This is a genomic window from Streptomyces sp. GLSS-08 (assembly GCF_056387915.1).
This window is the reverse complement of record NZ_JBWJAQ010000002.1, coordinates 135,777-153,277: the sequence shown is the minus strand read 5'-3', so window position 1 is coordinate 153,277 and position 17,501 is coordinate 135,777. Positions and strand designations below refer to the sequence as shown.

At 72.1% G+C, this 17,501-nt stretch carries 24 protein-coding genes; 12 read left to right on the top strand and 12 right to left on the bottom strand.

What is annotated here, in order from left to right:
* Nucleotides 1-225: 225 nt before the first annotated feature.
* Both AC0ZLC_RS03370 and AC0ZLC_RS03365 read left to right on the top strand, forming a co-directional pair.
* Nucleotides 226-759, top strand: coding sequence for a GNAT family N-acetyltransferase (locus tag AC0ZLC_RS03370; protein WP_476750344.1), 534 nt, complete (start codon nucleotides 226-228; stop codon nucleotides 757-759).
* 159 nt (nucleotides 760-918) lie between these two features.
* Nucleotides 919-1,068, top strand: a complete 150-nt coding sequence (locus AC0ZLC_RS03365) for a hypothetical protein (protein ID WP_476750343.1) — start codon at nucleotides 919-921, stop codon at nucleotides 1,066-1,068.
* Nucleotides 1,069-1,104: 36 nt separating this feature from the next.
* On the opposite strand, the gene AC0ZLC_RS03360 is transcribed toward AC0ZLC_RS03365, so the two are convergent.
* The gene (locus tag AC0ZLC_RS03360) at nucleotides 1,105-1,689 is read right to left on the bottom strand and encodes a helix-turn-helix domain-containing protein (protein ID WP_476750342.1); all 585 of its coding nucleotides are present in this window, start codon (nucleotides 1,687-1,689) and stop codon (nucleotides 1,105-1,107) included.
* A 123-nt stretch (nucleotides 1,690-1,812) separates the two neighbouring features.
* Here AC0ZLC_RS03360 and AC0ZLC_RS03355 point away from each other — a divergent pair, with 123 nt between their 5' ends.
* From AC0ZLC_RS03355 to AC0ZLC_RS03345, 3 genes are all read left to right on the top strand, one after another.
* The gene (locus AC0ZLC_RS03355; protein WP_476750341.1) at nucleotides 1,813-2,649 is read left to right on the top strand and encodes an EamA family transporter; all 837 of its coding nucleotides are present in this window, start codon (nucleotides 1,813-1,815) and stop codon (nucleotides 2,647-2,649) included.
* A 49-nt stretch (nucleotides 2,650-2,698) separates the two neighbouring features.
* Entirely contained in the window at nucleotides 2,699-3,346 is a 648-nt protein-coding gene (locus tag AC0ZLC_RS03350) for an FMN-binding negative transcriptional regulator (protein WP_476750340.1), read from the top strand.
* A gap of 125 nt (nucleotides 3,347-3,471) precedes the next feature.
* A complete protein-coding gene (locus AC0ZLC_RS03345; RefSeq protein ID WP_476750339.1) occupies nucleotides 3,472-3,801 on the top strand; it encodes an ArsR/SmtB family transcription factor in 330 nt (109 codons plus the stop codon).
* A 220-nt stretch (nucleotides 3,802-4,021) separates the two neighbouring features.
* On the opposite strand, the gene AC0ZLC_RS03340 is transcribed toward AC0ZLC_RS03345, so the two are convergent.
* From AC0ZLC_RS03340 to AC0ZLC_RS03325, 4 genes are all read right to left on the bottom strand, one after another.
* The gene (locus AC0ZLC_RS03340) at nucleotides 4,022-4,180 is read right to left on the bottom strand and encodes a hypothetical protein (protein WP_476750338.1); all 159 of its coding nucleotides are present in this window, start codon (nucleotides 4,178-4,180) and stop codon (nucleotides 4,022-4,024) included.
* Between the two features lie 98 nt (nucleotides 4,181-4,278).
* Nucleotides 4,279-4,413 (bottom strand): hypothetical protein, encoded by a 135-nt coding sequence (locus AC0ZLC_RS03335; protein ID WP_476750337.1) that lies wholly within the window; start codon nucleotides 4,411-4,413, stop codon nucleotides 4,279-4,281.
* Between the two features lie 276 nt (nucleotides 4,414-4,689).
* Nucleotides 4,690-4,929, bottom strand: coding sequence for a DUF3253 domain-containing protein (locus tag AC0ZLC_RS03330; RefSeq protein WP_476750336.1), 240 nt, complete (start codon nucleotides 4,927-4,929; stop codon nucleotides 4,690-4,692).
* Nucleotides 4,930-5,053: 124 nt separating this feature from the next.
* Nucleotides 5,054-5,728 (bottom strand): DUF6629 family protein, encoded by a 675-nt coding sequence (locus AC0ZLC_RS03325; protein WP_476750335.1) that lies wholly within the window; start codon nucleotides 5,726-5,728, stop codon nucleotides 5,054-5,056.
* A gap of 336 nt (nucleotides 5,729-6,064) precedes the next feature.
* Here AC0ZLC_RS03325 and AC0ZLC_RS03320 point away from each other — a divergent pair, with 336 nt between their 5' ends.
* Together AC0ZLC_RS03320 and AC0ZLC_RS03315 are read left to right on the top strand one after the other, a co-directional pair.
* The gene (locus AC0ZLC_RS03320) at nucleotides 6,065-6,646 is read left to right on the top strand and encodes a DUF488 domain-containing protein (RefSeq protein ID WP_476750334.1); all 582 of its coding nucleotides are present in this window, start codon (nucleotides 6,065-6,067) and stop codon (nucleotides 6,644-6,646) included.
* Nucleotides 6,647-6,889: 243 nt separating this feature from the next.
* Nucleotides 6,890-7,348: a DUF4383 domain-containing protein gene (locus AC0ZLC_RS03315; protein ID WP_476750333.1), complete on the top strand. Its 459-nt coding sequence runs from the start codon at nucleotides 6,890-6,892 to the stop codon at nucleotides 7,346-7,348.
* A gap of 107 nt (nucleotides 7,349-7,455) precedes the next feature.
* On the opposite strand, the gene AC0ZLC_RS03310 is transcribed toward AC0ZLC_RS03315, so the two are convergent.
* Nucleotides 7,456-7,881, bottom strand: a complete 426-nt coding sequence (locus AC0ZLC_RS03310; protein WP_476750332.1) for a MarR family winged helix-turn-helix transcriptional regulator — start codon at nucleotides 7,879-7,881, stop codon at nucleotides 7,456-7,458.
* 61 nt (nucleotides 7,882-7,942) lie between these two features.
* On the opposite strand from AC0ZLC_RS03310, the gene AC0ZLC_RS03305 reads away from it, so the two are divergent.
* Complete coding sequence (locus tag AC0ZLC_RS03305; RefSeq protein WP_476750331.1) at nucleotides 7,943-8,734, top strand: alpha/beta fold hydrolase; 792 nt, start codon at nucleotides 7,943-7,945, stop codon at nucleotides 8,732-8,734.
* Between the two features lie 17 nt (nucleotides 8,735-8,751).
* Here AC0ZLC_RS03305 and AC0ZLC_RS03300 read toward each other — a convergent pair whose 3' ends face one another.
* Nucleotides 8,752-9,543, bottom strand: a complete 792-nt coding sequence (locus AC0ZLC_RS03300) for an inositol monophosphatase family protein (protein WP_476750330.1) — start codon at nucleotides 9,541-9,543, stop codon at nucleotides 8,752-8,754.
* A gap of 174 nt (nucleotides 9,544-9,717) precedes the next feature.
* On the opposite strand from AC0ZLC_RS03300, the gene AC0ZLC_RS03295 reads away from it, so the two are divergent.
* Nucleotides 9,718-9,990: a GlsB/YeaQ/YmgE family stress response membrane protein gene (locus AC0ZLC_RS03295; RefSeq protein ID WP_476750329.1), complete on the top strand. Its 273-nt coding sequence runs from the start codon at nucleotides 9,718-9,720 to the stop codon at nucleotides 9,988-9,990.
* 124 nt (nucleotides 9,991-10,114) lie between these two features.
* On the opposite strand, the gene AC0ZLC_RS03290 is transcribed toward AC0ZLC_RS03295, so the two are convergent.
* Nucleotides 10,115-10,420 carry a hypothetical protein gene (locus tag AC0ZLC_RS03290; RefSeq protein ID WP_476750729.1) on the bottom strand — a complete coding sequence of 102 codons (306 nt, stop codon included), beginning with the start codon at nucleotides 10,418-10,420 and terminating at the stop codon, nucleotides 10,115-10,117.
* Between the two features lie 359 nt (nucleotides 10,421-10,779).
* Nucleotides 10,780-11,655, bottom strand: coding sequence for an oxygenase MpaB family protein (locus AC0ZLC_RS03285; protein ID WP_476750328.1), 876 nt, complete (start codon nucleotides 11,653-11,655; stop codon nucleotides 10,780-10,782).
* A gap of 373 nt (nucleotides 11,656-12,028) precedes the next feature.
* Here AC0ZLC_RS03285 and AC0ZLC_RS03280 point away from each other — a divergent pair, with 373 nt between their 5' ends.
* Nucleotides 12,029-13,243 (top strand): phospholipase D-like domain-containing protein, encoded by a 1,215-nt coding sequence (locus tag AC0ZLC_RS03280; protein ID WP_476750327.1) that lies wholly within the window; start codon nucleotides 12,029-12,031, stop codon nucleotides 13,241-13,243.
* A gap of 116 nt (nucleotides 13,244-13,359) precedes the next feature.
* On the opposite strand, the gene AC0ZLC_RS03275 is transcribed toward AC0ZLC_RS03280, so the two are convergent.
* The 3 genes from AC0ZLC_RS03275 to AC0ZLC_RS03265 form a co-directional block, all read right to left on the bottom strand.
* The gene (locus AC0ZLC_RS03275) at nucleotides 13,360-13,887 is read right to left on the bottom strand and encodes a hypothetical protein (protein WP_476750326.1); all 528 of its coding nucleotides are present in this window, start codon (nucleotides 13,885-13,887) and stop codon (nucleotides 13,360-13,362) included.
* 203 nt (nucleotides 13,888-14,090) lie between these two features.
* Nucleotides 14,091-14,900 (bottom strand): DUF6624 domain-containing protein, encoded by an 810-nt coding sequence (locus tag AC0ZLC_RS03270; RefSeq protein WP_476750325.1) that lies wholly within the window; start codon nucleotides 14,898-14,900, stop codon nucleotides 14,091-14,093.
* Entirely contained in the window at nucleotides 14,897-15,427 is a 531-nt protein-coding gene (locus tag AC0ZLC_RS03265; RefSeq protein ID WP_476750324.1) for an ATP-binding protein, read from the bottom strand. Before AC0ZLC_RS03265 ends, AC0ZLC_RS03270 begins: the two co-directional genes overlap by 4 nt.
* Nucleotides 15,428-16,191: 764 nt before the next feature.
* Between AC0ZLC_RS03265 and AC0ZLC_RS03260 the strand changes: the two genes are divergently transcribed.
* A complete protein-coding gene (locus tag AC0ZLC_RS03260; protein WP_476750323.1) occupies nucleotides 16,192-17,058 on the top strand; it encodes a helix-turn-helix domain-containing protein in 867 nt (288 codons plus the stop codon).
* A 2-nt stretch (nucleotides 17,059-17,060) separates the two neighbouring features.
* Nucleotides 17,061-17,306, top strand: coding sequence for a DUF397 domain-containing protein (locus tag AC0ZLC_RS03255; protein WP_476750322.1), 246 nt, complete (start codon nucleotides 17,061-17,063; stop codon nucleotides 17,304-17,306).
* Nucleotides 17,307-17,501 lie beyond the last annotated feature (195 nt).

Here is a 17,501-nt window from a genome sequence, read left to right as displayed (position 1 = left end):
CATACGCCGTGAAGCAGTCCGCACTGGCCTTCACGCCGCTGGGAAACCGGGTCGTCCGGGGGTCTCTCCCGACCGCTCCGGGTTCTTGCCCGTTTTGCCGCGCGTCGATGCATCATTCGCCCGCGACACGTGCTCCCCCGGCCGGCCCCGTGGCGTGGAGCCGACCCCCCGCCGGGTCCGGCCCCAGGTCAGCCGTGGCCTCGTACGTCAGGCAGGATGTGCTTCATGACCGAGATCCGCACCCCCCGCCTCGTCCTCCGCCGCTGGACCGACGACGACCTCGCGCCCCTGGCCGACATCAACGCCGACTCCCAGGTGATGCGATGGATCGGCGACGGGTCGGTCCTCGGCCTGGACGAGACGGCCACCGAGATCGAGCAGTGGGAAGAGGAATGGGACGAGGAGGGCTTCGGCATCTTCGCCGTCGAACTGCTGGCCTCCGGTGAACTGGCCGGTTTCGCGGGCCTTTCGGTGCCCGAGTTCCTTCCCGAGGTGCTGCCCGCCGTGGCGATCGGCTGGCGGCTCGGCTCCTCGTTCTGGGGGCAGGGATACGCCTCGGAAGCCGCCCACGCGGTCCTGGAGTTCGCGCTCCAGGACCGCGGCCTGGACCGGGTCATCAGCATCAATCAGATGGGCAACGACGCCTCCGAGAACGTCATCAGCAAGCTCGGACTGACGCTGGAGCGCGAGACCGAACACCCGGTGTACGGCTATCCGTTGGGCGTGTACGGCATCGACCTGACGGAATACGAGGGGTGAGCGGACCGCGCGGGCGACGGGTCGACGTTCATCAACGGCCGTTACGGGCAGGAGGGTTGGCGGAGAGGGAGGTCCCGCATGACACTGCGCTCCGGTTCTAGTGTTCCGCCGCCCTGGACGAGACCCGGCAACAGGTGGGGCCCTCGGGTGTACTGGCCGATGTCCTGTCTGAGCGTCGGTCTGCTGGTGTGGAAAGTGATCGACGGCGTCGGCGCGGGCCGCATCACCGTCGCGGTGTGCATGGTCCTCGTGTGGCCGTGCCTGCTGGTCGCCAATCGGAAGAACGCGCGCCGTCGGCAGTCCCTCTGACCGGTGTCGCCCTGAGTTCCCTCGCCCGCCTTGAGGTCAGGCCGGGGAGCCCGGGCCGGGCGGGATGTGGACGGTCATGATCAGGTGGCAGGTTCCGGTACCCGAGCCGCGGTAGGTATGGGCGGTGTCGCCGTCGAAGGTGGCGGTCTGCCCGGCCTCGACCGGATGCTCGGTGCCGTCGACGACCAGTGTCATCCGTCCGGAGGTGACGCTGACGGTCTCCACGACGCCGGCCTGATGGGGGTGACTCGGGTACTCCTCACCCGGCTCCAGTCTCCAGCGCCAGACCTCGACCGGAGCCGGCCCCGCGGTGGTCAGCATGAGCCGGGCTTCGCCGCCCCGCTCGCCGGCCCACAGAGGCATGACGGCGTCGGCGGACACCACTCGGACCCGGCCTTCGGCCGGCCCCTCCATCAGGGCCGACACCGAGACACCGAGGGTGTCGGCGAGGCGGACCAGGGTGGAGAAGTTCGGGTTGCCCTGGGCCTTCTCCAGCCCGACCAGGGCGCCCTTGCTGACCCTGGCGCGCCGGCCCAGCTCGTCCAGGGACAGGCCCGCCCGTGTCCGTGCGGCTCTCACGTTGTGCGCGAGCGTGCGCAGGGCTTCCTCTGCCTCGGGCACCCGGTCACCGTCCTGTCCCGTACTGCGAATCACTGGAATGAACCGTTCGGTCGTTTGGTTGACAACCATCGGTCGGTTCATTGTACGGTCGAGTCGTTCCATTGTGAAACATAGGGAAGTACCGTGATCGCCCTCCTGCTGGCCCTGGGCAGCTCTCTCGCCTACGGGTGTGCCGACTTCCTCGGCGGCCTCGGCGCCCGCAAGGCTCATGTGCTGCGCACCGTGATGGTCGCGGCCCCCGCCAGTCTCGCGGTCGAGCTGCTGCTGTGGCCCTTCCTGGGTGCTTCGTTCACCCCGGCGAGCGTCGGCTGGGGCGCGGTGTCCGGGGTGGCGTCCGCCGCGGCGTTCGCCCTGCTCTACAGGACGCTGGCGATCGGCCCCATGAACGTCCTGTCTCCCGTCACCGCGCTGGTGTCCGCCGCCCTGCCGGTCACGGTCGGCCTGCTCCAGGGCGATCACCTGGGGATGGGCGGCCTGGTGGGTCTGCCGCTGGCGCTCGTGGCGGTGGTCCTGGTCAGCGCCGGGCACGGTGTGGGCTCCTCGCGTCCGTCGCGCACGGCGCTGCTGCTGGCCCTCGGGGCGGGCGCCGCGATCGCCCTTCAGCTCGTCTGCCTGCACCAGGCGCCCTCCGACAGCGGCGTGGCCCCGCTGATCGTCGGCAGGGCGGTCTCCTCGGCCGTCACGCTCGCCGCCGCCGCCGTGATGTTCCGCCGGCTCGGCACGGAGAAGCCCGCCCTCGCGATCTCCGCGGCCGCCGGGGTGCTGGACTCGCTGGCGAACCTGCTGTTCCTGCTCGCCGCCCGGAGCGGAGACCTCACCGTCGTCGCCGTGATCACCGCCCTGTATCCGGCGGGCACCGTCCTGCTCGCCCGCAGCGTCCTCGCCGAACGCATACACCGAGGCCAGCTCATCGGTCTGGGCACCGCCGCCGTCGCCGTCAGCCTCCTCGCCCTCACCTGACCCGCCCCACCCGACACGCCCGCCCACGCACGCACACAGGGAGCACCTGATGTTCATCCAGCCCTGGGACGCCGCCCTGGACGACGCCGAGTGGCAGGCCTGGATCGCCGACGGCCACGACTTCGGCCAGCTCAGCGTCAACGGTCCGCCCGGCGAGGCCCCCGCCGTCGTCCCCACCCACTTCAGCCTCGACGACGGCCTTCTGCTGATCCACCTCGCTCGCCCCAACCCGGTCTGGCAGGCGATCGAGCACGACGCGAACGTCACCTTCACCGTCGTCGGCGACTACGCCTTCATCCCCGGCCCCTGGCGCGCCAAGCCCGCCACCCCGCCCACCGACGGCGTGCCCACCAGCTACTACGCGGCCGTCCAGTTCACCTGCCGCGCCCACATCGTCGACGACCCCGAGGCCAAGGCCGATCTGCTGCGCCGCCAGATGGCGCACTTCCAGCCCGACGGCGACCACGCTCCCATCGACCCCGACGGGCCCCCTTACGGACGGATGCTCCCCGGCATCCGCGGCCTGCGGCTCGAAGTCCTCGACGTGCGGGCCAAGTTCAAGTACGACGACCACAAGCCCGTGGAACACCGCGCGGGCGTCGCCGGTCGCCTCACCCAGCGTGGCGGGAGCCTGGACGTAGCCACGGCGCGTCAGCAGTCGCGCCGCCTGGACCGCATCGGCCCCTGGAAGTCCTGACCCGGGGCGCCGGCACAGGGCGGGAACAGGGACTCGCCCCACGCGCTCCAGGGCCGGCGCGACACCCAATTTTGATGGCGGTCGTACTATGGAGCCGCACGCTCATGCCGTTCTGAGGAGTCACCATGGCCCGCCCCCGTACCGCCGCCCGGACGGTGGAGCACCCGGAGTTGTCGCAGGTGTCCCTTCAGCAGGTGCTGGAGGCTCTGGTGGATCCGGTGCGGCGTGGGGTGGTCTCCCAACTGGCGTACGCCGGTCAGGACATGAGCTGTGGGACGTTCGAGGCTCCGGTGTCGCTGTCGACGCTGACCCACCACTTCAGCGTGCTGCGCGAGGCCGGGCTGATCCGCCAGTACTACGTGGGGACGGCGAAGATGAACACGCTGCGGACCGAGGAGATGGAGGCCCGTTTCCCCGGCCTGCTGTCGGCGGTCCTGGCCGCTTCCGCCGCGTAGGCGGGTCCGGCGGCAGGACACCCGGGCCGCCCGGCGGGACCCGCGTCCTGGACGGGGACCGTGATGACCGCGGACTTCAGGCCGCGGGCTCGTCCGCGTCGTGCGTGACGGTGACCACGATCTTGCCGAGGTGGGTGTTGGACTCCAGTTAGCGGTGGGCGTCGGCGATGTCGGCGAGGTCGAAGGTGCGGTCGAGGAGAGGGGCCAGCGAACCGCTCTTTCAGTAGGCACCCTCGCGGTACATGATCTCGGCCCGGTTCAGGCCGACGGCGTCCACGCGGACGCGCACCTCGCCGGGTCCGGGATCGCGGGTCTGCACGTCGCGCAGGGTCAGGACCTCCGCGCCGCCGAGCCGGTCGAACTGAACGATCTTCGCCATGGGGACTCTCCTGAGAACGGGGTGACGGTGCTGCGACAGGGCTCCTGCGCCGCCCGGCCATGTCCTGGCCGGGGGCCTGCCGCCGGGCCGGGTGGGAGTCAGTCCGCGACGCGGATGACGATCGTGCCGAGGACGCCGCGGACGAGGTGTCCCACGGCCCGGGCCTCGGAGTGGGCCCGCTCCGCCAGGCGCAGGTCGTCCAGGCCGGAGTCTTCGAGCTGCCAGGCACGCATCGGGACGTGGTCCTTTCCACTGAGGTGAATCCGGCGCAGGCCCGTGGGGTGCGCCGGGCGCCGGATGGGCCGCGGGATCGACGGAGCAGGCCGGCGACGCGGAACGGACGCCCGGCAGTACGGCCACGGCGTCGGCCACCCGGCCGTCCATGCGCCAACGAAACACATCTTTCAATGACCGTCAAACTTCGACCGGTGTCGTAATTGGGAAGTCGGCGGGCCGCCCGAGGCGTGAAGGAGGCTCTTGACCCCGCCGCGGTGGACGCGCACGTGGTGTCAGCGGGCGCGGCGGATGCGGATCGGGCCGCGGGCCTGTGCCGGATCGACGGGACGGCCGCCCTGGGTGATGTCCACCTCGCCGGCCGCGACCAGCCGCCGGGCCGCGCGGCGGGCCGGTTCCATGAGCGCACGCCAGCCGTCGTCGTCCCCTTCGTACACCGCCCGCGCGGCGTCCGAGGGACAGATCGTCGCCGTCGGGGCACGTCGCTCCAGGAGCTCCAGAATGGCTCGCTCCAAGCGCCGGTCCGTCCGCCCTTCGCCGTCCGTCACTCCACCAGTGTCGCAACGTTGGCGGCAACGGCGAGTGGTGCGGTGACAGGCGTCGCCCCGCGTGCCCCGTGACCGGTGCGGGCGCCGCGCCTCACGCTCCGGGACCGCTCCCCCGTACCCGCTCCGGGGCGCGCCCCGTCCGGTCCGCCGCCCCGGCGTCCTGCCGTCCGCGCACCCAGAAGCAGAGGACGACCGAGCACAGGGCGGCGAACGCGCACCAGGTCGAGACGAACTCCAGCCGCCACAGCGCCCAGCAGACGATCGCGCCCACGGCGACCAGCATCCCGAGCGCTGTCAGCCCCCGGTCGCCGGACAGCACCAGCGAGCCCACGGTAGCCAACAGGTATCCCCCGATGAGGAGTTGGGCGTGAGGCAGGTCCAGCACATAGCCGAGGGTGTGGCCACGGACCTCGGCGGTCACGGGACGCACGGCAAGGGCGTGGGCGAGGGCCGTCGCCGTCACGGCTCCCGCCACGAGGGGCGTCGCCACCCTGTGCCGGGCTCTTCGGGGCACCGCGCACATCACGCCCAGGGGCACCCACACCGCCAGCAGCGGAAGCGCGATGACGGCCCAGGCCACGGTGGCGGGTCCCGCACCGCCTCCGGCGTGCCAGACCACCGACTCGACGATCTGGTGAGTCCCGAGCAGCACCGGCAGGGCGGCCATGGGCAGATCCCGACATCGCCGTGAACGCACGAGGCAGGCGGCTCCGAGCACCGCGATTCCGGCGCCCGCCACGAGGTCCGCCTTCGCACTCCAGCACATCACGCCACCTCGGGGTCGGCCGTCGCCGGGTGCCTGCGCGGTCGGCGCGACCCACGCTACGACGCTCGCGGCGGGCTCCCCGGCCGACACGGCGGCGGCAGTACATCCCGCCCGTGGCCCGGCCGTATCCTCACGTGCCCGGAGTACGGGCGTGACGGGTGGTGAGGATGCCGGATACCTCAGCCGGTGGAGGGGGCCGGCCCCGCACGACGAGGTGCCGGCACCTTGGGGCGGTCCTCGCCGCCGGTATGGCGCGGCGGACCGTCGAGGCGCCGGCAGGACGACCGGCGCACTCCAGCAAGGGACATGCCGGCCCGAAGCTGCTGCACTGGACGCATGGACCACGACCGGGCGGCCCCCGCAGACGGATCCACGGTGCCCACGCGGGAGCTGCTCACCTTCGGCCACAGCACCGCGGACCGGTCCTCGCTGGCGAAACTCCTGCGGGGAGCCGGCGTCACCGCCGTCGTGGACGTCAGGACCGCTCCCGGCAGCCGCCGGAACCCGGACGTGTCACGGCAGCGACTTTCCGAGTGGATGCCAGAGGAGCACCTCACCTACCGGTGGGAGCCGCGCCTGGGCGGCTTCCGCAAGCCGCCGCCGCACTCGCCCGACACGGTCTGGCGCAACGCGTCCTTCCGTGGCTACGCCGCCCATACCCGCAGCCCCGACTTCGTCGCCGCCATGGACGATCTCGTGCACCGGGCGGCCGGGGAGCGCACCGCGGTGATGTGCGGTGAAGCGCTGTGGTGGCGGTGCCACCGGCGCCTGATCGCCGACTTCGCCGTCCTGGCCCACGGCGTGCCCGTCCATCATCTGATGCACGACGGCCGGCTCACCCCGCACAGTCCGACGCCGGGCGTGCGGCTTCGCGAGGACGGCCTCCTGGTGTACGACGATGCGGGTCCGCCTCCATGACGGGATCTACGCTGTTGGCGCCCCCGGGAGGCCGCAGCACCACCGGCCAGGACGCGATCCACTCCCGCCGACGGCCGGGATTCGCGGCGCCCGGCCGGTCGCCCGCAGACGCCTCGGTGACGAGCCCGAGCGCCCCGAAAGCTCACCCGCCGTGAGCCGAATGTTTTCCTCACCGTGGGTACTGGCCAAGACACACAGCCCGGAGCGGCTTCAGCCCGACGCATGGACGAAGGGAACAGGCCCATGACCGCGCACACACCCTCCAGAGCCCCCACCCGCACGCGGGTGCAACAGGCCGCGCTGCTCGTCGGCGCCGTCTTCCTGCTCGTGGGCATCCTCGGCTTCATCCCCGGTGTCACCACCCACTACGACACGATGGAGTTCGCCGCCCACCACTCCGGCGCCAAACTCCTCGGCATCTTCCAGGTGTCCGTCCTGCACAACATCGTCCACCTGCTCTTCGGCATCGCCGGCCTCGCCCTGGCCCGCACCCCCGGCACCGCACGCAACTACCTCCTCGTCGGCGGCGCCGTCTACCTGGTGCTGTGGCTGTACGGCCTGTTCATCGACCATGCCAGTGACGCCAACTTCATCCCCGTCAACACGGCCGACAACTGGCTCCACTTCGTCCTCGGCATCGGCATGATCGCCCTCGGCTTCCTCCTCACCCGCGACACCAGCGCCCGGCGAGCAACCCGGTAGCCCCCGGGCAGCCGGGGTCCCGCGGGGCAGCCGGGGTCCCGCGGCCAAGCGTCGCGAGCCGAAGCCAGCGGCGGAGCCGGAGCCGGATTCCGGACCGGCGTCCCGGGCTATGCCTCTGGCTCCGTGGTGAGGTGCTGGAGCAGGTCCAGCAGGGACGCGCGATCCGCGGCGGACAACCCGGAGAAGCAGCGGGCGAGCACCTCGTCCGCGACCTTGTGGCCGGCCGCCAGCAGTTCTTCGCCGGTGGGCGTGAGGTGGTGCTCGATGCGTCGGCCATGTCCTGGCCGTCGCTCCACCAGGCCTTTCGCCGTCAGGCGGCCGACGAGCGCCCCGAACGCCTGCTCGGTCTGAAACGTCGCCGCGGAGAGCGCGCGGGCCGACGCCCCGGGTGAGCGGCTGATCGCGCGCAGCGCGTCCCACTGGGCCAGCGTCGTACCGGCAGCCGTCAGCGCGCTGTCGAGCGCCCTGTGCTGGCGGTACTGGACTTGCTTCACCGCTCTGCCCAGCTCTTGGAGATCCAGATCCTCATGCATGGGTCGAGTCTACTTTGCGACCAAGCTAGCTTATATAAAGAACTTTAGTTACTCTGAACGGGTGCCTACAGACGCAGCAGCAGCCGTATACCCCGACCTGTCCCTCACCCTGTCCGAGGCCGGAGCCGGCAGGCCCGTCCTGATCCTGCACGGCGGCGGGGGCCCGGCCACCGTCGCCGGCCTCGCCGAGCACCTCTCCCGAAGCGCCCACACCCTCACCCCCGTGCACCCCGGCTGGGACGGCACCCACCGGCCCGACTGGCTCACCGGTATCGACGACCTCGCCCTCGCCTACCTGCATCACCTGCACGACCGACGGCTGCGCGACGTTCTCGTCGTCGGATCCTCACTGGGCGGCTGGACGGCCGCCGAGATGGCCGTCCGCGACACCGCGGGAATCATCACCGGCCTCGTCCTGATCGACCCGGTCGGCGTGCACGTCGAGACGGAACCGGTCACCGACTTCTTCGCCCTGGACGCCCGCGGCGTCGCAGAGCACTCCTGGCACGACCCGGACCGGTACCACCTCGACCCCGCGGACATCCCGGCCGACCAACTCGCCCGCCGGCAGAGCAACATGGCCACGATGCGCATCCTGGCGGGTGACCCCTACATGCACGACCCCCGACTGCTGCGCAGGCTCGGACGCGTGCGGGTGCCCTCCCTCCTGCTCTGGGGAGAGAGCGACCGCATCGTCACCCCCGCCTACGGCGCCGCCTACGCCGGAGCCTTCGGCGACGGCCGGCTCGAGGTCATCCCGGGGGCCGGCCATCTTCCGCAGATCGAACAGCCGGAAGCCACCTTCGCCCTGGTCGACGCCCATCTGCACCGCACGAGCACCCGGCCCGCGTAGCCCCCTCGGGCGCGACCCTAGCCCCGGCCGCGGATCATCGAGAGCAGCAGCCCGTGCGTCTCCGCGTCCGCGGCCACGACGAGCCCCCGGCCGGCCCGTCCGAGCGGGGCGCCGTCGACGCCGGTGACGACACAACCGGCGGCCCGGCACAGTGCGATGCCCGCCGCGAAGTGCACGCTTTCCGTGAGGTCACCGCCGTCGGTCACGTATGCGGCGCGCTTGCCGGCCGCCACCCATGCCAGGGCCAGGGTCGTGGAGACGACCCGCGGCCGGAACCGTTCGACGAAACCGGGGTGAGCGAGGAGGTCGACGGCTCGGAACCCGGGCGCGCCGGGAAAGGGCGGGTCCAGGTTCACGTCCACGAGCCGGGAGGCGGCTGTCGGCGCCAGCCGCGTGTCGTCCCCGTCGCACCGGACCCGGGCGGTCGCACCGTCGGTGAAGAAGATCTCACCGCTGAACGGATCGGCCACCGCGGCCGGACCGTTGCGCAGCGCCACGTTGACGGCGACCAGCATGGTGCCGACCGCGTAGTTGAGCGTGCCGCACAGCGGGTCGACCAGCCACTGCCGTGCCGCGCCGGTCGCACCCCGCCGCCCGCCCTCCTCGCCGTGCACCGCGTCGTCGGGCCGCGCGGCACGGATGACGCCGAGGATCGCTTCCTCGGCCGCGACATCGGCATCGGTCGCGAAGTCTCCGGCGCCCTTGTCGATGCGGGTGAGCCGCTTGCCGTACCTGGCGTGCACGGTCTGCGCGCCGGCCCGCGCCGCGGCTATCGCGACATCGGTGTCGTCAAGGCTCGAGGTGATCATGGCGTGCAGGCTATCGGGCGTCACGTCCCCGTCGTTCACGGAGGGGTCCAACAGCGGTTCTGCTGCTGCCGACCGAAAAATTGGAACCGTGATGCACGCGAGATGTTTGTCCGGGCGCGGACGGTGCAGACGGTGTGCTGACACAGTCTTTACACGATCAGACGGAGACACAGCATGGGCATCATCGCGTGGATCATCATCGGCCTGCTCGCCGGCGCCATCGCCAAGGCCCTGATGCCGGGCAAGGACCCGGGCGGCATCATCATCACGATGCTCATCGGCATCGCCGGCGGCCTGCTCGGCGGCTGGCTCGGCAAGGTCGTCTTCGGTGTCGACTCCGTCGACGGGTTCTTCGAACTCTCCACCTGGATCGCCGCGATCATCGGCTCCGTCATCCTGCTCGCCATCTACCGTCTCGTCACCGGTAACCGGCACCGTCACGCGTAACGCGCCAGGCGGCAACACCCACGACACGCGGACGGCTCCCTCCCCTGCTCGCAGGGCGGGAGCCGTCCGCGTGTGTCGGCATGGGCCGCCGATCCTCGGCACGTGAGCCCCGGCACGTGAGGGGTCAGGAGTACCAGGTGGGGACGGGGAGTTCGCCGGTCAGGACGTTGCGGCCCACCTCCCGGCGCTTGTACGCCACCGGGCCGTGCAGGGTGTGGGTGCGCACGTTGCGCCAGAAGCGGTCCAGGCCCTCGGCGGTCGCGGTGGCGCGGGTGCCGGTGACCTCGAAGATTCCGCTGGTGACCTCCAGGGCGACGTGGTGGCGCGTGCCATCACCGCGGCGGCCCGGACCTCGAAGGCACCGCGCGCCCGCTCGGTGACGGCGTCGGGGACGCTGGCCGACGTTGTCCCAGTCGTCGTGGAACGTCAGGCCCGCGGTGTCGGACGGGACGATCGCGAAGACGTGCTGGTCGGTGCCGTCCAGGACGCCCTCGACAACGGGGACGTCGGAGACCCGGCTGCCGGGCCGGTTGTACCCCGGCGAGGGGCCGGAAGCGCTCAGACGCGCCGGCGACAGGCCGAGCTGGAGACCTGCGCCGGATCGACGTGGTGCCGCCGCGTGAGTCCCCGTCGCCTCATGTCCCCGATCGAATCAGCGGGGCGCTCGGCCGGTCAAGAAGTCCCGGGACGATTTCACACCCCGGACACGGGCTTCGTACTGCGGACATCCCGCCCACGCACGCGTGTCGCGTGGACGAACCGAAGGATCTCCGGCAGGCGCCGGCCCGGTCACCGCGACAGGGGCGGCGGTGGGGTCATCACCCAGCGGATCGTCCCGACGATCGCACGGCCGGCCTGGCGCGCCACGACGCCTTCGAGCAGCGGGATCCGCGGAAGCCGCAGCGGGCCGCGGGCCCACGGCGGGAGATCGGCCACCGCCGTCGCCGTCAGGACGGCGTAGGGCGGACGGGCCGCGAGGGGCAGCGGCGGGCGGAACAGGATGAAGCGCGCCGCCGACCGGGCCGCCTCCGTGGCACGCAGCTCGGGGCGGTAGGAGTCGAGTACCTCGGCGAGTTCCGCCCGGTTCCGGGGCGGGTCCACGACACCGAGCGCCTCGGCCACCCGCGCGGTGTCCGCGACGTACGCGTCGCAGGCGGCGGCGTCCAGCGGGTGCGCCCCGTAGCGCTGGTGGGCGTCGAGGAAACTGTCGGTCTCGGCGGCGTGCACCCAGCCGAGCAGATGCGGGTCGGCCGCGTGGTAGGGCTCGCCCCGGTCCGTCGTCCCGCGCACCCTGCGGTGAATGCCGCGGACGTGGTCGACGGCCCGTTGGGCGTCCTCGGCGGTGCCGAAGGTGGTGACGGCGAGGAACGTACTGGTGCGCTGGAGGCGTCCCCACGGGTCGCCCTGGTATCCGGAGTGGGCGGCGACCGCGGCCATCGCCAGCGGGTGCAGTGACTGCAGCAGCAGTGCGCGCACCCCTCCGACGAACATCGACGCGTCGCCGTGGACGGTGCGGATCGGACGGTCCGGGCCGAACCACCGGGGTCCCGGTGTGTCGTGGATACGGGCCCGGTTGGCCGGACCTTCCGGGCCCGCGACCCGGCTGAACAGCTCGGCACCGAGCCGCTCACGCAAGCCGGAGACCGCGGATGCGTACGTGTCCATGGCACCAGTGTCCCGCAGGAACCGCCCGCTCCGGCAGTCGTGGGAGTATGCCGTTCCATGTCCGCGGCACCGCGGACATCCGCCGGAGTACAACTGCCGATCGGGGGCACCAGAACGTGTGCCACCGACGGACTCCCCCCGGTCGCGTCGGTGGCTATGCTCCCGCGCGGAGCCACGGGGCCGGGTCACCCCGGCGCCCGCGCGGTCGAGCGGAGGGGCACGGCCGCGTCCTGGGAGACTCAGGGCGGGCGCGGCGGCCCCTCCCCACCGCGGTCCCGCCCGGTCGGCGAGCGGTCCGGCAGCACGCCCGCAGGCCCGGTCGGAGGTCCGGCTCGGACCGTCGACGACAGTGAACGGACACAGGAGACGGCGAATGCGTGAAGCGACGGCGCTGGAACCCCAGCACGAGGACACGGTGGGCGGGGGCGACCCGGACGCGCGCAAGCAGCGGCTGCGGAGAAGACTGGAGCGGCTGCTCGGCATCGCCGCGACCGAGGGCAACGAACTCGTCCCGCTGCGCAACGGCGACGAGATCTTTCCCGCCATGCTGCACGCGGTCCACGCTGCCGAGCACACCGTCGACATGATGACGTTCGTCTACTGGCGGGGGCAGATAGCGCGCGACTTCGCGGCGGCGCTGGCCGACCGGGCCCGCGCGGGTGTGCGCGTCCGGCTGCTGCTCGACGGCTTCGGAGCGAAGAAGATCGAGGCTGACCTGCTGCGGACCATGAGTTCCGCGGGTGTGCAGATCGGCTGGTTCCGCAAGCCGCTGCTGCTCTCCCCCTTCAAGCAGAACCACCGCTGTCACCGCAAGGCGCTGGTCATCGACGAGCACACGGCGTTCACCGGCGGCGTCGGCATCGCCGAGGAGTGGTGCGGCGACGCCCGCAATCCGTCGGAATGGCGCGACACCCATGTGCAGGTCCGCGGCCCGGCCGTCGACGGTATCGCCGCCGCCTTCGCCCAGAACTGGGCCGAGTGCCACGACGAGCTGTTCGACGAGCGCGACCGCTTCACCCGGCACGGTCAGCCGGGCGACTCGACCGTGCAGGTGGTGCGGGGCTCGGCCGGTTTCGGCTGGCAGGACATGCAGACGCTCATCCGGATCATGCTCACCTCCGCCGAGGAGCGCGTGCGGCTGTCCACCGCCTACTTCGCCCCGGACGCGTACTTCGCCGATCTGCTGGCCGCGACCGCCCGCCGCGGGGTGCGGGTCGAGATCCTGCTTCCGGGTCCCTACACCGACCAGCGTGCCTGTCGTCTCGCCGGTCAGCACCTGTACAGCCGCCTTCTGGACGCCGGCGTCCAGATCAGCCAGTACCAGCCGACCATGATCCACACGAAGATCATGACCGTGGACGGGGTCGCCGCCCTGATCGGCTCCACCAACTTCAACCGCCGCTCCATGGAGCACGACGAGGAGGTCATGCTCGCCGTGCTCGACGAGAAGTTCACCGCGGCTCTCGACCAGGACTTCGAGAAGGACCGGGAACGGGCCGTGATCATCGACCCGGTCCGCTGGGAGCACCGCCCGCTGGTCCAGCGCCTCAAGGAGTGCGCCGTCCTGCCGATTCGGCGATTCCTGTAGCCGGGGCGGGCGCCGCGCCGGTGAGCCCGCGACGGGCCCCGGCGGCGCGGCGGGGGTTAGGTCTTGGCGCGTCGACGGTGCTGACGTGGCCGGGCGGTGGTGCGGCCGGGGTGGCGTCACTCGACGCCCGGGCCGGCTTCCTTCTTGAGGAAGTTGCTCACCTGACAGGCGAGGCTCTCCTCCACGGCACCGGTCCGTACGCCGGTGCCGACCGGGTCCTCGGGCAGGCCCACGCCGCCCGACCAGAGGTAGCGGTCGGTCCACTCCTCGTCGACCTTCAGCTGGACCTGGATGTCCATCCGGGCCAGGTCGGTGTCCGTGCCGGCGGCGTACGCGACCGCCGTGGCCCGGCGCAGGGGGTAGACGTCGAAGCCCTCGATGAACTGTGAGTTCCGCCAGTCGAGGATCGCGCTCTCGCCGTCCGTGCCGAGGCGGACGTCGATCTGGCCGTCCTCCACGTGGATGCCGAAGTGCTCGCTCGCGCGGTTCTCGACGGTGACCCGGAATCTGAAGTAGGTGAGTCCCTCAGCGGCGTCGTCGCGTCCGCGCGGGGGTTCCGCCTTCTCCAAGCCGTGGACGCGGACACGCAGGCCGGCGTGCTCGTCGCACTCCTGCCAGTCTCCGACCACATTCGGCTCGTACACAGTTCACCTCTCGACCTCCGAGAGGTGCTTTCTTATCCGTGCGCTCGACGACGTGTCAAATGCGTGGAACGTACCGTGGCCAGGGAATTCTCCCCGCGTGATCGTCGATCAAGCCGTGCGCAGCGGGAACCTTCCCCGGGGGGCGACGGCGACGCCCGGGCGCGTGCTGCACATCACGCCCGGGAGTGTGAGAGCCGGGCGGCTCAGCCGTGGTGGCGCAGGGCGCGCATCTGCTCCTCCAGCGGGCACAGCCCGACGTCACGGCGGCGCTCGTCGATGGTGTGGGGCTGCCGGATCGCGTACGGGCGCAGGGTCACCGGATTGACCCGGGTTCCGTAGAACTGCGGTTCGCCGAGTTCGACGGCGCAGTGGTCCGCGATGTAGGCGTGCTGGGCCGCGGGGCAGTGCCCGTCGGCCGCCGCCTGGGCGATCAGGTCGCGGCACAGCAGCTGGAAGTCGAGGTCCGGTGTGTGCAGGAGGATCATGACGGCGGCCGTCGACGCCGCCACCCCGACCTGGTCGGCGGTGGGCCAGCCGTGCCGGGAGACGATCGTGCGGAGGGCGTCGGCGTTGGCTCGGCGGCATGCGAGGAGGGCGCGGCGGCTGCCGGGGGCGAGGTTTGTCTGTGCCCGCCGCGTCAGCCTGGTGTCCTCCTCCGCCCTGCGGATCAGTTCCCCGGCCAGCAGGGTGGCGACCCCGGGGGGCATGCGGGTTCCCGCCGCTCCCCCGTCCAGGGGGCAGCCGTCGGCGGGACCGGACTGCGGGCCCCCGGAGGGCGCCGCGTCACCGGCCGGGCACCCGTCCGCGGTGAGAGCCGTCCCGCGGTGGCGACCCCCGTCGCGTACGGGTCGCCCCGGCGCGTGGCCCGCGGGGTCGTCCGGGGGGCGCTTCCGCGCCGCGCCGGCCCGTTGACCGGGCAGGAAGATCGGCACACCGTCGGCGCGCCCGTCCGGCCGCGGCATCCGCCCGACGCCGTCGGCCTGTTCGCCCGCCACCTGCTCCGAGCGCTTCACAGCGCCTCCCGGAGCGCCAGGGTGAACCACACCTGTTTGCCTTCCGCGCCGGGCGCGGGCGGGGCGACGCCCCAGTCGTCGGCCAGCGCCGCGACGATCGCCAGGCCCCGGCCCGACTCCGCGCTCGCGTCCTGCGGGCGGGCCCGCGGGACGGCGGACGAACTGTCGGCGACCGTCACGCACAGGTGCCGCCCAAAGGACTCGACCGTCACGGTGACCGTGTCGGCGGGGCCGGTGCTGCCGTGTCCGACGGCGTTGGCGAAGATCTCGTCCGCCGCGAGGACGGCGCTGTCGACGGTCTCGGCGGGGAGCGGCAGGGCGGTGAGGTGCGTGGTGATCGCACGCCGGACGCCTGCGGCCTGTGAGGGGTGGGCGGGCACGACGGTGCGGAGCAGGCGGGGCCCGGTCACCTGGTTCACGGTCTCACCGGGCCTGTGCCGGCCGAAGTGTGCGGGGACGTACGGCGCGTGGGCGCCGGGTGCCGGTGAGGGCGACGGCCGGCGGCGGTGCGCTCCGGATGCCGTCATCGAGCCTCCTTCGCGTGCGGCGCGGCTGGGGGGACGGTCCGGCCGGCCGGCCGCGCAACGGCGACAGCGCGTCGCAGAGCTTGCCGGCGCTCCGGGGAATCGTTCCCGCGGGCCCACCGGTGTCGCGGCCCGTACAGCCCGCCGGGGCAGAGCCGGGCTCGGGCGGACCCGCGCCGTCGGGGGGCCGGTGGGGCGCCGAGTCGCACGACCCCGGCGCATCGGAGGAACGGCAGCACCCCGGCCGGGGCACCGGGGGGCCCGGCACCGAACCGCCCGGCACCGAACGGCCCGGCACCGAACGGAACACCGGCCGGCCCCGCGGCCGAGGGCACCGCGGTTAACGGCCCCGCGTTCCCCGTCACGCCACCACCCCCAGGACGGGGTGGCACCGCCGCTCGCAGTCCAGCACGAGCCGCTCGCGCCGCCGCCGCTCCGGACGTCGGCGGAAGTCGCGCGGCGCCCGGCACGGCCGCTCGCTGTGCACGGTGCTCGATCGTCCATCCGTCACGGTGGCCACCCGGTCTCACGTCACGTCGTGTGCCGCTGCGCCCCGTACCTGGTTTTCCGTCAGAAACGCTGCGGACAGGCGCAGTTGCTCGTCGTCGCCCCTCTCCGGGCGACAGGTTCACCGATCACTATGGTGGCGGACGGACTCAGGTCGCAACCTGCGTTCTGATAATTTCAGAACGATTCGCATCACCCTGTCTCTGTCGGCCGCCGCGTGCCACACTGCACGCTGTGACGGCCGTACCGGGAGGCAGGACGTGGGCGACAACCGTTCCGGCGGCAGTGCGCCGACCGTCCTGCGGATCGTTCTCGGCAAGCGGCTTCGGCACCTGCGGGAACGGGCCGGAGTCTCGTTCGAGGACGCGGCGCGGGCCATCGAGGTCACCCCCCTGACGGTCCGCAGGATCGAGAAGGCCGAGGTCGGTCTCCGTATCCCGTACGTGAAGGAGTTGCTGCGCACCTACGGTGTCCCGGCGACCGAGGTGGACGACTTCCTCGCCATGGCCAGGGAGGCCAACCGGCCGGGCTGGTGGTACAAGTACCGCGACGTGCTGCCCGAGTGGTTCAGCGCCTACGTGAGTCTGGAGAGCGAAGCCAGCGTCATCCGTCTCTACGAGCCGCACTACGTACCGGGCCTGTTGCAGACGCGCGAGTACGCCGCCGCCCTCCTGCACGTCGGCTTCCCCAACGAGTCGCCACAGGAGATCGCCCGCCGGGTCGATCTGCGCGCCAGGCGCCAGGATCTGCTCGCCAAGCCGGACGCGCCCGCCGTCTGGGCCGTCCTGGAGGAGACGGTGCTGCGCCGGCCGGTCGGCGGGGCCGCGGTCATGCGCTCCCAGATCGACCGCATCGCCGAGGCTCTGGACATGCCGAAGGTCAGGATCCAGATCATGCGCTTCGGCGTGGGGGCACACCCCGGCGCCTTCGGCCCGTTCCACTACTTCCGCTTCGGCTTCTCGGAACTGCCCGACGTCGTCTACACCGAGAGCCTCGCGGGCGCCGTCTATGTCGACCAGCCCGCCGACGTCGTGACCTATCTCGAAGTGCTGGACCGGATGTCCGTGCAGGCGGAGCCGGTCACTCGGACCAGGGACATCCTGGCTGAACTGCGTAAGGAGTTGTGACCATGGAATCCACGGGCCCCGTCCGCAGCGGCGTCACCGCCACCGACCTGGGAACCGAGGGCTGGCTGAAGCCCTGGAGCGGCACGAACGGCGGAAGCTGCGTCGAGGCCAAGCTGCTGGCCGACGGCAGTGTGGCCCTCCGCCAGTCCACGGACCCGCAGGGGCCCGCGCTGGTCTACTCCCGGGCCGAGATGGTCGCTTTCCTGGCGGGCGTCAAGTCCGGCCAGGCCGACTTCCTGATCTCCTGACACGCGGGCCGGATCCACGGAGCCGACCCCGAAAAGTGCGGGCGGCGGCCGCCACCGCGCCCGCACCACCGAGCAGCCCGCACGGCGCTCTCGCCGTGCGGGCTGCCCCCGTGCGGGTCGTCCCCGTGCGGGTCGTCCCCCACCGAGGAAAACCGGCCGTCACGGAGCGAGCCGTCCGCGCGAGCCGCACCGCCG

Excerpts from the sequence above, each read along its gene's own strand:
- AC0ZLC_RS03370 (WP_476750344.1), top strand. The coding sequence starts at position 226 with ATGACCGAGATCCGCACCCCCCGCCTCGTCCTCCGCCGCTGGACCGAC.
- AC0ZLC_RS03365 (WP_476750343.1), top strand. The coding sequence starts at position 919 with ATGTCCTGTCTGAGCGTCGGTCTGCTGGTGTGGAAAGTGATCGACGGC.
- AC0ZLC_RS03350 (WP_476750340.1), top strand. The coding sequence starts at position 2,699 with ATGTTCATCCAGCCCTGGGACGCCGCCCTGGACGACGCCGAGTGGCAG.
- AC0ZLC_RS03345 (WP_476750339.1), top strand. The coding sequence starts at position 3,472 with ATGGCCCGCCCCCGTACCGCCGCCCGGACGGTGGAGCACCCGGAGTTG.
- AC0ZLC_RS03340 (WP_476750338.1), bottom strand. The coding sequence starts at position 4,180 with ATGGCGAAGATCGTTCAGTTCGACCGGCTCGGCGGCGCGGAGGTCCTG.
- AC0ZLC_RS03335 (WP_476750337.1), bottom strand. The coding sequence starts at position 4,413 with ATGCGTGCCTGGCAGCTCGAAGACTCCGGCCTGGACGACCTGCGCCTG.
- AC0ZLC_RS03325 (WP_476750335.1), bottom strand. The coding sequence starts at position 5,728 with ATGTGCTGGAGTGCGAAGGCGGACCTCGTGGCGGGCGCCGGAATCGCG.
- AC0ZLC_RS03320 (WP_476750334.1), top strand. The coding sequence starts at position 6,065 with ATGGACCACGACCGGGCGGCCCCCGCAGACGGATCCACGGTGCCCACG.
- AC0ZLC_RS03315 (WP_476750333.1), top strand. The coding sequence starts at position 6,890 with ATGACCGCGCACACACCCTCCAGAGCCCCCACCCGCACGCGGGTGCAA.
- AC0ZLC_RS03310 (WP_476750332.1), bottom strand. The coding sequence starts at position 7,881 with ATGCATGAGGATCTGGATCTCCAAGAGCTGGGCAGAGCGGTGAAGCAA.
- AC0ZLC_RS03300 (WP_476750330.1), bottom strand. The coding sequence starts at position 9,543 with ATGATCACCTCGAGCCTTGACGACACCGATGTCGCGATAGCCGCGGCG.
- AC0ZLC_RS03295 (WP_476750329.1), top strand. The coding sequence starts at position 9,718 with ATGGGCATCATCGCGTGGATCATCATCGGCCTGCTCGCCGGCGCCATC.
- AC0ZLC_RS03285 (WP_476750328.1), bottom strand. The coding sequence starts at position 11,655 with ATGGACACGTACGCATCCGCGGTCTCCGGCTTGCGTGAGCGGCTCGGT.
- AC0ZLC_RS03280 (WP_476750327.1), top strand. The coding sequence starts at position 12,029 with ATGCGTGAAGCGACGGCGCTGGAACCCCAGCACGAGGACACGGTGGGC.
- AC0ZLC_RS03265 (WP_476750324.1), bottom strand. The coding sequence starts at position 15,427 with ATGACGGCATCCGGAGCGCACCGCCGCCGGCCGTCGCCCTCACCGGCA.
- AC0ZLC_RS03255 (WP_476750322.1), top strand. The coding sequence starts at position 17,061 with ATGGAATCCACGGGCCCCGTCCGCAGCGGCGTCACCGCCACCGACCTG.